We start from the raw sequence: 13414 nt of genomic DNA on the forward strand, positions 1-13414 counted from the left end.
ATTATAGCATGAGTGCGCAAAAAAAACGCACCATATGGCGCGCCTAGATTTACTTGTCTTTAGCTTCGTTTTCGTGTAGCCAATCGTGGTATTTTTCCAAAAGGTTAACTGCCATTTGAGTTGCGACAGCCATTGAGTAAGCTTCAGTGCCTTCAGCTTCACTTTCTGAAACTTCGATTTTTGTTTCATCGTAAACGGCTTTTAAACTATCGTGTGACAATGTTTTTTTGAATGCTTCAAATCCTTTGTTCATGGTAAAATCCTTTCTAATACTCATGCAAGTATTGTGGACAAGTGTGACAACCAGATAAGTTGTGAGCGTTTTTATTGATACATTTATTTTACCACAAAAGAGATGAAAACGTTGTAATCAAGATGAAATCCCTTTTCATCTGACGTTTTTCAAAAGAACTGTTATAATGTGGTTATGACAAAATTTAAAATGATTAAAGAAAAGCTTCTTTCTTTTTTCAAATCAGAAAAAGAAGAAGTGCCTTTCAAGAATCACACCAGCCAGGAAAGTGATAATGATTATCTGGCTGATGACTTAAGTGACTTTGAAACTGAAAATACTGAAGAGCAGGTAGCTCCAACCTACCAACGTAGCAAAGGGTATCACGAAAAAGCAAAGAAGCAGCCAGCTTGGTTGCAAAAGCTTTCGCGTCTTATGCCGTCGCCTAAGAATCCTATCAGACGTTTTTGGCGTCGATATCGAGTTGGAAAAATCCTATTAATCTTAGTTGGTATTGGTGTTCTGGCTATTGGTTCTTACCTTTTTGCCGTTGCCAAATCAACCAATGTCTCTGATTTACAGGACGCATTGAAGGCGACAACTGTTATTTATGATAAAGATGATAATCAAGTTGGTTCGCTTTCAGGGCAAAAGGGAACTTACGTTGAATTAAATGCCATCAGCGATAACATGAAAAATGCGGTGATTGCAACAGAAGACCGATCATTTTATAAAAATGGTGGGATTAATTACTCTCGTTTCTTCTTAGCTTTGTTCACCATGGGACACTTTGGTGGTGGGTCAACCATCACGCAACAATTGGCTAAAAATGCTTATCTAAGCCAAGAACAAACGGTCACTCGTAAAGCTAAAGAATTCTTCTTAGCGATTGAATTGACCAAAAAATACAGTAAAGATGATATCTTGACCATGTATTTGAACAATGCTTATTTTGGAAATTCGGTCTGGGGTGTCCAAGATGCCAGCCGCAAATATTTCGGAACGGACGCTGCCAATCTGACTGTTGAACAGTCAGCCATCTTAGCTGGGATGTTAAAAGGTCCTGAAATTTATAACCCGTATTATTCTGTAGAAAATGCGACAAACCGCCGCAATACGGTCTTAGGAGTTATGGTTGATGCAGGAAAAATCACACAAGCAGAAGCAGACCAAGCTAAGCAAGTTGATATTGCTAGCGAATTGAATGATACTTACACAGGTAATTCTGATGATTACCAGTACGGTTCATATTTTGATGCGGTTATTCAAGAAGCTGAGAAAAAATATGGCTTGTCTGAAAATGATATTGTCAATAACGGTTATAAGATTTACACAGAGCTAGATCAAAACTATCAAGCTAATATGCAAGCTGTTTTTGATAACACGGCTTATTTCCCAGTGTCTGATTATGATGGTCAAACAGCTCAAGGTGCAAGTGTGGCGATGGATCCATCAACTGGTGCGGTTCGTGGTTTGGTCGGACGTGTCAGCCCAAGTTCAGCAACTTTCCGTAGCTTTAACTATGCGACACAAGCTTCACGTAGCCCAGGTTCAACTATTAAACCTCTGGTAGTTTATTCACCAGCTGTTGCTTCAGGCTATGCTATTACGACTGATTTACCAAATACACCTAGGGATTATGATGGTTATTCACCAACGAACTACGCCGGTATTGAAACAGCGGACCTTCCGATGTATCAAGCTTTGGCAAATTCTTACAATATCCCAGCTGTTTATTTGCTTCATAAAATCGGTGTCAGCAAGGGAATGAGTTACGGTCAAAAATTTGGTCTTAACATGAAGAATGTTAAGGAAGAATTGGGCGTTGCTCTTGGTGGTGGTGTCACAACCAACCCACTTGAAATGGCTCAAGCTTACGCAACCTTTGCTAATGGCGGTGTGATGCCTAAAGGGCATTTGATTACGAAAATTGAAAATGCCAGCGGTGATGTTATTGCAGAATTTAAACCGTCAACCAAGCGCGTGATTAGCCAATCTGTAGCTAACAAAATGACCAGCATGATGCTTGGAACTTTCTCAAACGGTTCAGCGGTCAACGCCAATGCTTATGGTTACACTATCGCAGGTAAGACTGGTACTGTGGAAGCTAACTTTAATGCTGATTTGACAAGTGACCAATGGGTTATTGGTTATACGCCAGATGTGGTTATCGCACAGTGGATTGGTTATGATTCGACAGATGAAAATCACTACCTAACTGATGCAAGTTCTGGTACAGCGTCGACAATCTTTAGCGCAGTAGCCAGCAGCATTTTGCCATACACTGCAGGAACAGAATTTACCGTTGAAAATGCTTATAGCCAAAATGGTTATGACTTGGTTTACAGCGCAAATGGTCAAACAGCCACAAGCCAATCATCAAGCTCTGATAACATCCTTGATAAGGTTCAAGAATCAGCTCAAGATGCCGGAGATAAGATTGGCCGTGCGGTTAAAGATGCTTGGGATAACTTCTCAAGTTGGTTCAACAAGCAGACTAACTAAGTCACTTGCCAAGTAGGAAAAAACATGATAAAATAAGGTCTCGGAGGAATTATGGCACAGAAAAAAGCAAGTTTAGCTTGTACAGAATGTGGAAGCCGTAACTACTCTATCGGAGTTAGTAGCAACCCCAAACCTGTACGACTAGAAGTTAATAAATATTGTAAACATTGTAAAAAATACACGCTACACAAAGAAACACGATAATTTGTAGCGGTCATTCTCAGCTTTAGAGTAATGAGCGAGATGATAGAATAAGGAGGAGTCGCCTGTGGCATTCATTAAGGGAGTATTTACGATTTTAAGTGAAACAACTTGGCCAGATCGTAAACAACGTTGGAAAGATTATATCTCTGTACTTGAATATACAGCATTCTTTACCATTGTTATTTTCATTTTCGATAAATTGCTCTCACTGGGAGTGATGGATTTGTTAAATCGATTTTAAAAAATGAAGCTGGGGTTTCCCCAGCTTTTTGTGTGCTTCTTTAGCAGTAATTCATTGACAGCGCTAGCGATTTTTCCTATAATAAAATAAAGAAAAACACCCAAGAAGCCTTTAAGGGGCTTTTTTATAATGGAGGAAATTATGTTAGATTCTTTTGATAAAGGTTGGTTTGTGCTACAAACTTACTCTGGTTACGAAAACAAAGTAAAAGAAACTCTTTTGCAACGTGCACAAACTTACAACATGTTGGACAACATCTTGCGTGTTGAAATCCCAACACAAACTGTTAACGTTGAAAAGAACGGTAAAATCAAAGAAGTTGAAGAAAATCGCTTCCCAGGTTATGTTTTGGTTGAAATGGTTATGACAGACGAAGCTTGGTTCGTTGTTCGTAACACTCCAAACGTTACTGGTTTCGTTGGTTCACACGGTAACCGTTCAAAACCAACTCCACTTTTGGAAGAAGAAATCCGTTCAATCCTTATTTCAATGGGACAAACTGTTGATGTCGTTGACACAAACATCAAACCAGGTGATGTGGTTCAAATCATCGATGGTGCTTTCTCTGGTCAAGAAGGACGTGTTGTTGAAATTGAAAACAACAAAGTTAAATTGATGATCAACATGTTCGGAACAGAAACACAAGCTGAATTGGAACTTTACCAAATCGCTGAATTGTAATATCAAAAAGCTGAACTCGTTTAAGAGTTCAGCTTTTTAGTTATTTAATGTTTGTGTCGGTGGCGTCTTGTTTCGATTTCTTCAAGATAGCCTGCGGTCATAATGCTGACAGGAAGCGCAATGATTGCCACGCCAAGGATTGATGAAATCATGGTGATTAATTTTCCGATAGCAGAAACGGCATAAATATCACCGTAGCCAACGGTTGTCAGAGAGATAGTTGCCCAATAAAGTGCGTCAAAGAAGTTGGCAAAAGTCGTTGGCTCGACATTGAAAATGACTAGAGCAGAGATGAAAATGTAGATAACCACTAAAGCTCCAACGATTAACAAAGATTCTTTTTGCTTTTTAAGAACATGGATGAGCATGTTGATACTTCTAGAATAACGAAAGAGTTTGAAAACGCGAATGGTACGAATCATACGCACGATTTTGAATAATCGAAAAGTGTTATTCCAAAATAATAAAGAAGATAAAATGGCAATAAGGTCTGTCATCGCAAGGAAAGTAAAAGGGTATTTGATGAAAGAGATTTTTCCTTGCTTGAGTTTGAAATCAGCCGTCATCAAGCGTAACAAGTAATCAATGATAAAAATAAGAGTGGTTACATTTTCTAGAATTGCATAAAAAGTAAAATGCGTTTTGATAGTTAGCGGAAGTAAACTTGCAATAATGACAAGGATCATGAAAATATCATAGATTTTTTCAATGGTAGTTATATTTTTGGTTGGCTCGATAATGTTGTAGATTTTCTTTCGCATAACTATCTCCTTTGAATTCTTAGGACTATTATAACATAGTAAAATCCATCTAAATAGCGCAGTTTTTGGTATAATAAGTAACAAAATTAGAAAGAACGGAGAAAGAGAATGTCTGTTGGTTTAGTACTAGAAGGTGGCGGCATGCGAGGCCTGTATACAGCAGGAGTGCTAGATACTTTTTTAGAGGCTGGTATCAAGGTTGATGGTGTTGTTTCGGTATCAGCAGGGGCACTTTTTGGCGTTAATTTCTTGTCAAAACAAAAAGGTCGTGCCATTCGTTACAATAAAAAATACGCTTCTTACCCAAATTATATGGGGCTTCGTTCGTGGTTAAAAACAGGAAATGTTGTTAATAAAGACTTTGCCTATTACAAGGTTCCAATGGAATTAGATGTTTTTGATGAAAAAGCTTTTGAAGAGTCAGGAGTTCCTTTTTACGCAACGGTGACGAACCTAGCGACTGGGAAACCCGAATACCACAAAGTTGATAATGTCTTTGACCAAATGGAGCTGCTTCGAGCAAGCTCAGCTCTGCCATTAGCTTCAAAAATCGTGGAATGGAAAGGTCAAAAATATCTTGACGGTGGTTTGTCAGACAGCATTCCAGTTGATTTTGCAAGAAGTCTAGGCTTTGATAAATTGATTGTGGTGCTAACGCGTCCGATTGATTATCGTAAAAAACCAAGTAGCGGTCGTCTTTACAAACTCTTTTACAGAAAATATCCAAAATTCGTAGAAGTAGCTTCAAAACGTTATCAGCACTACAATGACACGGTTGAGCACATTATTGATTTGGAAAAGAAAGGCGAACTCTTTGCCATTCGCCCAAGTCAAAACTTGGAAATCGGTCGACTCGAAACAAACCCAGAAAAATACGAAGAAATCTACCAAGTTGGTTTAGCAGATGCCAAAAATGATATGGCAAAATTGAAAGAATATCTGTCAGATGAATCAGGAAATCTTTGATTTGTAAAAATTTTTTGATTAGCTACTAAAAGGCGTGAAATCCCCCGTGATTTCGCCTTTTTTCTTTATTCTTTTCGTGGTATAATAGTAACCAATACTAAGAACATGGAGAAATGACATGGCAACTTATAATCACAAAGAGATTGAGAAAAAATGGCAGGCCTTTTGGGCTGATAACCATACTTTTAAAACAGGAACAGATGCGGATAAACCAAACTTCTACGCATTAGACATGTTCCCATACCCATCTGGAGCTGGTCTTCACGTAGGACACCCAGAAGGATACACTGCGACTGATATTCTTAGCCGTTTTAAACGTGCTCAAGGTTACAACGTGCTTCACCCAATGGGTTGGGATGCTTTTGGTCTTCCAGCAGAACAATACGCAATGGACACTGGTAATGACCCAGCTGAATTTACAGCTAAAAACATTGCCAACTTCAAACGTCAAATCAACTCACTTGGTTTCTCATATGACTGGGATCGCGAAGTGAACACAACTGACCCTAACTACTACAAATGGACTCAGTGGATTTTCACAAAATTGTATGAAAAAGGTTTGGCATACGAAGCTGAAGTGCCAGTTAACTGGGTTGAAGAATTAGGTACAGCTATCGCCAACGAAGAAGTGCTTCCTGACGGAACATCTGAACGTGGTGGTTACCCAGTTGTCCGCAAACCAATGCGTCAATGGATGCTTAAAATCACAGCATACGCAGAACGTTTGCTTGAAGACTTGGATGATCTTGATTGGCCAGAATCAATCAAAGACATGCAACGTAACTGGATTGGTAAATCAACTGGTGCTAATGTTACTTTCAAAGTAAAAGATACTGATAAAGACTTCACTGTCTTTACAACTCGTCCAGATACACTATTTGGTGCAACTTACGCTGTTTTGGCACCAGAACACCCACTTGTTGAAGCAATTACAACACCTGAACAAGCACAAGCTGTTGCTGATTACAAACACCAAGCAAGTCTTAAATCTGACCTTGCTCGTACAGACCTTGCTAAAGAAAAAACTGGTGTTTGGACTGGTAGCTACGCTATCAACCCAGTTAATGGTAAAGAAATGCCAATCTGGATTGCTGACTATGTTCTTGTAAGCTACGGAACTGGTGCTATCATGGCTGTTCCTGCCCACGATACACGTGACTGGGAATTTGCAAAACAATTTAACCTAGAAATCATTCCAGTTCTTGAAGGTGGAAATGTTGAAGAAGAAGCTTACACAGAAGATGGACTTCACATCAACTCTGGTGTCCTAGATGGTCTTGATAAAGCGCAAGCTATTGACAAAATGGTCGAATGGCTTGAAGCAGAAGGTGTTGGTAATAAGAAAGTAACTTACCGTCTTCGTGACTGGCTCTTCTCACGTCAACGTTATTGGGGTGAACCAATCCCAATCATCCACTGGGAAGATGGTACAACAACAGCTGTTCCAGAAGATCAACTTCCACTTGTATTGCCAGTAACAAAAGATATCAAACCTTCAGGTACAGGTGAATCACCACTTGCTAACTTGACTGATTGGCTTGAAGTTACACGTGAAGACGGTGTTAAAGGTCGTCGTGAAACAAATACAATGCCTCAATGGGCTGGTTCAAGCTGGTACTTCCTACGTTACATTGATCCACACAACGATGAAAAATTGGCTGATGAAGAGCTTCTAAAAGCTTGGTTGCCAGTTGATATCTACATCGGTGGCGCTGAGCACGCTGTGCTTCACCTTCTCTACGCTCGTTTCTGGCACAAATTCCTTTATGATTTAGGTGTTGTTCCAACCAAAGAACCATTCCAAAAACTCTTTAACCAAGGTATGATTTTGGGAACAAGCTACCGCGATCACCGTGGTGCTCTTGTAGCAACTGATAAAGTTGAAAAACGTGACGGTTCATTCTTCCATATCGAAACTGGTGAAGAACTTGAACAAGCCCCAGCTAAAATGTCTAAATCACTTAAAAATGTTGTTAACCCAGATGACGTCGTTGAACGTTACGGTGCTGATACACTTCGTGTATACGAAATGTTCATGGGACCACTTGACGCTTCAATCGCTTGGTCTGAAGAAGGTCTTGAAGGCTCACGTAAATTCCTCGACCGCGTTTACCGCTTGTTGACAACAAAAGAAGTTGTTGCAGAAAACAACGGCAACTTGGATAAAGTTTATAACGAAACTGTCAAAGCTGTCACTGAACAACTTGAAGCAATGAAATTCAACACAGCTATCGCACAATTGATGGTCTTCGTTAACGCTGCTAACAAAGAAGATAAACTCTTTGCTGACTACGCTAAAGGCTTTGTACAATTGTTAGCACCATTTGCACCACACCTTTCAGAAGAATTGTGGCAAACATTGACACAATCAGGTGAATCAATTTCATACGTTGCATGGCCAACATGGGACGAATCAAAACTCGTTGAAAACGACGTTGAAATTGTTATCCAAATCAAAGGTAAAGTTCGTGCGAAACTTGTTGTACCAAAAGATTCAAGCCGTGAAGAACTTGAAAAACTTGCTCTTGAAAACGAAAAAATCCAAGCTGAAATCGCTGGTAAAGACATTATCAAAGTGATTGCCGTGCCTAACAAACTTGTTAACATTGTAGTAAAATAAGTTTAAATAGATGAATCCTGTCCTTAAGGGCAGGATTTTTTTGTTGGTAAAAACTGAGTTTTAGTAAAACCTTGCAGACAGATTTAACTTGTGCTAAACTTAATGTACGTACATGTTGGAAGGAGAAAATGATGGTAGCTAAGTATCAGAAACTTGCAGATGATCTTTTAGAAAAAATTCTAGCTGGTGAGTATCCCATTGGAAGTGTGATTCCGCCAGAAAGTAAACTGCAAGAGATTTATCAAGTTAGCCGACATACTGTGCGACAAGCCCTTAGTTTATTGATTCAAAAAGGTTATCTAAAAGCTGAAAAAGGTTCAGGAACTTTTGTTTTGAATTATAAAGATGCGTTAAAAAATAAACCTCAATCCACTAAAACAATTGGTGTTATTACGACTTATCTATCTGATTATATTTTTCCAACGATTATTGAAGGGATAGAAGAAGTGCTTCGTGAACACGGCTATTCGTTAATGTTAAATGCGACCAATAATGATCCTGCGCAAGAGGAGGAATGCCTCAAGAGCATGATTTCTCAAGGGGTTGATGGCTTTTTGGTTGAACCGACATCAAGTAATGAATACAATCCTAATATCGCCTACTATTCACAATTAAAAGAGCAAGGAATTCCCGTTTATTTTTTGAATGCTTGCTATGATATGCTAGATGTTCCATATGCTAGTCTTGATGATGAGCAGGCTGGTTATGAAGCGACAAAATATCTTATTAGTAAAGGTCATACTAAGATTGGTCTTATTGCAAAAATGGATGATATGCAAGGTAAATTGCGTATGAAGGGCTTTATCAAGATGCACGAAGAAGCTGGATTGCCTTTCCAATCTCGTTATATTGCGACTTTTACGACTAAAAATCAAAAAGAAGTTGTTACACATTACGTTGAAGATATTTTAACCGCTGATGATGCTCCAACAGCTATTGTCTGCTACAATGACCAAGTGGCAAGTCAACTAATTCAAGCTTTGCGCGAAGTTGATTTAACAGTTCCTAAAGATATCTCATTGGTTAGTCACGATAATTCATATTTGGCTCAAGCGCAACTGATTACAAGTGTAAAACACCCTAAGAAGCAGCTTGGTCAAGAGGCTGCGCAACAATTAATCAATGCTATCGAAAAGAATACTGAGATGGCAACGATTCTTTATGCGCCTGAGGTGATTGAACGAGATTCTGTAAAAGAACTTTAAAAATTTTTTGAAGTTAAAAAATGATAGAAAAAGCTTGATGCTGTCCCATTTATGGGACTTTTTTTGTGTCTCAATCCATTTTATGTCCGAACAAATTTAAAAATATTTATTTACATGTCCGAACATAAGTGTTATAATAATCTCGAAAAATGAAAACGGATACAAAGGAGGGCTATCCATGGTGCATGTTATTGATGACATTAAAAATGGTCACGTATCACTAGGGGTTGAATTTGGCTCAACCCGCATAAAATCAGTGTTAATTGATAGCAAGCAAAGACCGATTGCTTCTGGAAGTTACAATTGGGAAAATAAACTTATTGATGGAATCTGGACATATTCACTAGAAGATATATGGACAGGTTTGCAGACATCTTATCGAAACTTAAAAGCAGATGTTGCTAAGAAATATCAAGTTCCACTTAAAAAGATCGGACAGATTGGTTTTAGTGCGATGATGCACGGCTACATGGCTTTTGACAAAGAAGGTAACCTGCTCGTTCCATTTAGAACTTGGCGAAATACCATCACAGCTCAAGCTGCTAAGGAATTAAGTGATTTATTTGATTTTAATATTCCAGAACGTTGGAGCATCGCTCATCTCTATCAAGCGATGTTAAACAACGAAGAACACGTTCCAAATATTGATTACCTTACAACTTTAGCTGGTTACATTCACTGGCAATTGACTGGTGAAAAAGTCTTAGGTGTTGGAGATGCTTCAGGGATGTTTCCGATTGATTCAGAGACAGGTGATTATAATCAAGAATTCTTGAATCTTTTTGCTAAGAAAATTGAATCTTACGATGTTTCATGGCAATTAAAAGACTTGTTGCCAAAAGTTTTAACAGCAGGTACGGTAGCTGGTGTTTTGACAGAAGAAGGCGCTAAACTTCTAGACCCAAGTGGTGAATTGGAAGCAGGCTCACAACTTTGCCCACCAGAAGGTGATGCCGGAACTGGTATGGTAGCGACAAATAGTGTGGCTAAACGAACTGGTAACGTCTCAGCAGGAACATCAATTTTTGCCATGATTGTTCTTGAAAAAGCATTGAAGAAACTTCATCCAGAAATCGATATCGTCACAACACCGGCTGGTGATTCGGTAGCTATGGTTCACGCTAATAACTGTACGTCTGATATCAATGCTTGGGTGAAAATGTTCCAAGAATTCTCAGGCTTGTGTGGTAAACCAATTAGTACAGCTTACATTTATCCACTTCTTTTCAACACAGCTTTGTCAGGTGATAAAGACTGTGGTGGTGTTCTAAGCTACGGTTATTACTCAGGTGAAAGCATCACAAATATCAACGAAGGTCGTCCAGTTCTTGTTCGCACACCAGATAGCAACTTCAATGTTTCAAATTTGATGCGCAGCCACATTCTATCAGCATTCTCAACACTTGCAATTGGGATGGAAATCTTGGTTGATGAAGAAAATATTCAAATTGATAAAATTCTTGGTCATGGTGGTATTTTCAAAACGCCTAAAGTTGGTCAAAAGTTGTTAGCAGCTGCGATTAACAGTCCAGTATCTGTAATGGAAACAGCTGGTGAAGGTGGTGCTTGGGGAATTGCTCTCCTTGCAGATTATATGACTCACACTGAACGTTCACTTGCTGATTATCTTGAAGAAGTTGTTTTTGCAGATGCTGATGTAGCAACTATTGAACCAGATGCTGCAGATGTCGAAGGCTTTAAAGCTTTCTTGGAAAAATACAAAAAGGGATTAGCTGTTGAACGAGCAGCGGTTGAAACGATTTAGGAGAAAGACATGTTAGAAGATTTAAAAGAAAAAGTCTATCAAGCTAACTTGGAATTACCAAAACGTCACCTTATCCAATACACATGGGGAAATGTCAGTGAGGTTGACCGTGAGTCAGGACTCTTTGTCATCAAACCATCAGGTGTTGATTATGACAAGATGACAGCAGATGATATGGTGGTTTGTGATTTTGATGGAAATGTTGTTGAAGGTGACCTTCGACCATCATCAGATATGCCAACCCATGCGGTGCTCTACAAAACTTACCCAGAGATTGGTGGTATCGTTCATACTCACTCACCTTGGGCAGCAAGTTGGGCACAGTCAGGACAAGACGTTCCAGCAATGGGAACCACTCATGCGGATACCTTTTACGGTTCAGTTCCTTGCGCGCGTTTCTTAACCAAAGAAGAATTAGATGCAGGATATGAACACGAAACGGGTAATGTCATCGTAGAAACATTTACCGAACGTGGCTTGGATCCGATGGCAGTACCTGGAGTACTTTTGCAAGGTCATGGCCCATTTACTTGGGGAACAGATGCTTATGATGCTGTCATGCACGCAGTGGTCTTGGAAGAAGTTTGTCGCATGAATGCTATCACACGTTTCCTAAACCCATTTGCACCAGAGTTGCCACAATACATCTCTGATAAGCACTATAACCGTAAACATGGTAAAAATGCCTATTATGGTCAAGCAAATCGTTAACTTATGATTAATCATTAAAAAGGAAATAAAAAGGAGAAATATTATGTTAGAAGCAAAAAAAGAATTTTGGTTTGTCGTTGGTTCACAACATTTGTATGGTGAAGATGCTCTTGAAGAAGTTAAAAAACATGCGCGTGAAATGGTCGCAACTTTGAATGCTAGCGGTAACCTTCCTTATCCACTTGTTTTCCAAGAAGAATTGGCTGTTTCAGCTGACAACATCACAAAATTGATGAAAGAAATCAACTACCGTGATGAAGTTGCTGGTGTTATCACTTGGATGCACACATTCTCACCTGCTAAAATGTGGATTCGCGGAACAAAATTGCTTCAAAAACCATTGCTACATTTGGCAACACAATTTAACGAATCTATTCCTTGGGCAACCATTGACATGGATTTCATGAACTTGAATCAATCAGCTCACGGTGATCGTGAATATGGTTATATTAACGCTCGTCTTCAAAAAAATAATAAAGTCGTTGTTGGTTACTGGAAAAATGAAAATGTTCAGAAACAAATCGGTGACTGGATGGATGTTGCCGTAGCTTACAATGCTGGATTTGAAATTAAAGTTGCTCGTTTTGGTGATAACATGCGTAATGTGGCGGTTACAGATGGTGATAAAATCGAAGCACAAATCAAATTTGGTTGGACTGTTGATTACTTTGGTATCGGTGATTTGGTTGAAGTGATTAATCAAGTCACTGACGAAGAAGTTGATGCTCTTTTTGCAGAATACAAAGAACTTTATGATTTTGATTATGGTGACTATGATGTTGAAACTTGGGAAAGCCATGTTAAAGAACAAGCGCGTTATGAAATTGCTTTGAAACGTTTCTTGGATGCTGGTGGCTACACTGCCTTCTCAGATAACTTTGAAGACCTTCATGGTATGAAACAACTTCCTGGTCTTGCTGTTCAACGTTTGATGGCACAAGGTTATGGTTTTGCTGGTGAAGGTGACTGGAAAACAGCTGCGCTTGACCGCTTTATGAAAGTAATGTCTCATAACCAAAGCACTGGATTTATGGAAGATTACACTTATGAACTTGCTGTAGGTAAAGAAGCCGCTCTTGAATCTCACATGCTTGAAGTTGACCCAACTCTTGCTCACAACAAACCAAAAATCAGTGTTAACCCACTTGGTATCGGTGGTAAAGAAGACCCAGCTCGTTTGATCTTTGATGGTAAAGCTGGCGCTGGTGTGGTTGTGTCAATGGCAGACTTCGGAACAAACTTCAAACTTTTGATTAACGAAGTTGAAGCCTTCGAACCAACAGAAGCTGCACCCAACCTTCCAGTAGCACGCGTTCTTTGGGAAGTCAAACCAAACTTCCACGAAGGTGTGAAATCTTGGATTGAAGCTGGTGGCGGTCACCACACAGTTGTTTCACTTAACGCTACATCTGACCAAGTTGTTGCTTGGGCTAAAATGGTCGGCGTAGATTATGTAGTTATTAAATAATCTTTAATAAAAAAGAAAACACTCCTCCCTCTTATTTATTTGTGTAGATGGGAGA

The 13414-nt window shown here is 39.2% G+C and carries 12 protein-coding genes; 10 read left to right on the top strand and 2 right to left on the bottom strand.

The genetic code is table 11. The annotated features are described in order from the left end of the window. Positions 1-49 precede the first annotated feature (49 nt). A complete protein-coding gene (locus BLR83_RS07840) occupies positions 50-253 on the bottom strand; it encodes a hypothetical protein (protein ID WP_020916015.1) in 204 nt (67 codons plus the stop codon). A 174-nt stretch (positions 254-427) separates the two neighbouring features. Between BLR83_RS07840 and pbp2a the strand changes: the two genes are divergently transcribed. The 4 genes from pbp2a to nusG all read left to right on the top strand — a co-directional run bounded on the left by pbp2a (position 428) and on the right by nusG (position 3863). After that, positions 428-2737: a penicillin-binding protein PBP2A gene (gene pbp2a, locus BLR83_RS07845; RefSeq protein ID WP_074561156.1), complete on the top strand. Its 2310-nt coding sequence runs from the start codon at positions 428-430 to the stop codon at positions 2735-2737. Between the two features lie 51 nt (positions 2738-2788). Further along, positions 2789-2941, top strand: a complete 153-nt coding sequence (gene rpmG, locus BLR83_RS07850) for a 50S ribosomal protein L33 (RefSeq protein WP_003067827.1) — start codon at positions 2789-2791, stop codon at positions 2939-2941. A 64-nt stretch (positions 2942-3005) separates the two neighbouring features. Beyond that, positions 3006-3182, top strand: a complete 177-nt coding sequence (secE, locus tag BLR83_RS07855; protein WP_020916021.1) for a preprotein translocase subunit SecE — start codon at positions 3006-3008, stop codon at positions 3180-3182. A 141-nt stretch (positions 3183-3323) separates the two neighbouring features. Continuing rightward, positions 3324-3863 carry a transcription termination/antitermination protein NusG gene (nusG, locus tag BLR83_RS07860; RefSeq protein WP_074561157.1) on the top strand — a complete coding sequence of 180 codons (540 nt, stop codon included), beginning with the start codon at positions 3324-3326 and terminating at the stop codon, positions 3861-3863. Positions 3864-3907: 44 nt separating this feature from the next. On the opposite strand, the gene BLR83_RS07865 is transcribed toward nusG, so the two are convergent. Then, on the bottom strand, positions 3908-4624 hold the full coding sequence (locus tag BLR83_RS07865) for an ion transporter (protein WP_074561158.1): 717 nt from the start codon (positions 4622-4624) through the stop codon (positions 3908-3910). Between the two features lie 108 nt (positions 4625-4732). Between BLR83_RS07865 and BLR83_RS07870 the strand changes: the two genes are divergently transcribed. The 6 genes from BLR83_RS07870 to araA all read left to right on the top strand — a co-directional run bounded on the left by BLR83_RS07870 (position 4733) and on the right by araA (position 13359). Further along, on the top strand, positions 4733-5590 hold the full coding sequence (locus BLR83_RS07870; protein WP_074561159.1) for a patatin-like phospholipase family protein: 858 nt from the start codon (positions 4733-4735) through the stop codon (positions 5588-5590). Positions 5591-5708: 118 nt separating this feature from the next. Then, positions 5709-8210, top strand: coding sequence for a leucine--tRNA ligase (leuS, locus tag BLR83_RS07875; protein ID WP_074561160.1), 2502 nt, complete (start codon positions 5709-5711; stop codon positions 8208-8210). Between the two features lie 128 nt (positions 8211-8338). Beyond that, positions 8339-9415, top strand: a complete 1077-nt coding sequence (locus tag BLR83_RS07880) for a GntR family transcriptional regulator (protein ID WP_081341005.1) — start codon at positions 8339-8341, stop codon at positions 9413-9415. 178 nt (positions 9416-9593) lie between these two features. Beyond that, on the top strand, positions 9594-11180 hold the full coding sequence (locus BLR83_RS07885; RefSeq protein ID WP_074561162.1) for a xylulokinase: 1587 nt from the start codon (positions 9594-9596) through the stop codon (positions 11178-11180). 9 nt (positions 11181-11189) lie between these two features. Continuing rightward, the gene (locus BLR83_RS07890) at positions 11190-11891 is read left to right on the top strand and encodes an L-ribulose-5-phosphate 4-epimerase (RefSeq protein WP_074561163.1); all 702 of its coding nucleotides are present in this window, start codon (positions 11190-11192) and stop codon (positions 11889-11891) included. Between the two features lie 43 nt (positions 11892-11934). Beyond that, complete coding sequence (araA, locus tag BLR83_RS07895) at positions 11935-13359, top strand: L-arabinose isomerase (RefSeq protein WP_074561164.1); 1425 nt, start codon at positions 11935-11937, stop codon at positions 13357-13359. The last annotated feature ends 55 nt before the right edge of the window (positions 13360-13414 follow it).

The sequence above is a fragment of the Streptococcus equinus genome (assembly GCF_900101445.1).
GTDB classification, from domain to species: Bacteria; Bacillota; Bacilli; order Lactobacillales; family Streptococcaceae; genus Streptococcus; species Streptococcus equinus_B.

Coding starts and splice junctions, on each gene's coding strand:
- BLR83_RS07840 (WP_020916015.1), bottom strand. CDS start 253: ATGAACAAAGGATTTGAAGCATTCAAAAAAACATTGTCACACGATAGT.
- pbp2a (WP_074561156.1), top strand. CDS start 428: ATGACAAAATTTAAAATGATTAAAGAAAAGCTTCTTTCTTTTTTCAAA.
- rpmG (WP_003067827.1), top strand. CDS start 2,789: ATGGCACAGAAAAAAGCAAGTTTAGCTTGTACAGAATGTGGAAGCCGT.
- BLR83_RS07865 (WP_074561158.1), bottom strand. CDS start 4,624: ATGCGAAAGAAAATCTACAACATTATCGAGCCAACCAAAAATATAACT.
- BLR83_RS07885 (WP_074561162.1), top strand. CDS start 9,594: ATGGTGCATGTTATTGATGACATTAAAAATGGTCACGTATCACTAGGG.
- BLR83_RS07870 (WP_074561159.1), top strand. CDS start 4,733: ATGTCTGTTGGTTTAGTACTAGAAGGTGGCGGCATGCGAGGCCTGTAT.
- araA (WP_074561164.1), top strand. CDS start 11,935: ATGTTAGAAGCAAAAAAAGAATTTTGGTTTGTCGTTGGTTCACAACAT.
- leuS (WP_074561160.1), top strand. CDS start 5,709: ATGGCAACTTATAATCACAAAGAGATTGAGAAAAAATGGCAGGCCTTT.
- BLR83_RS07890 (WP_074561163.1), top strand. CDS start 11,190: ATGTTAGAAGATTTAAAAGAAAAAGTCTATCAAGCTAACTTGGAATTA.
- BLR83_RS07880 (WP_081341005.1), top strand. CDS start 8,339: ATGATGGTAGCTAAGTATCAGAAACTTGCAGATGATCTTTTAGAAAAA.
- nusG (WP_074561157.1), top strand. CDS start 3,324: ATGTTAGATTCTTTTGATAAAGGTTGGTTTGTGCTACAAACTTACTCT.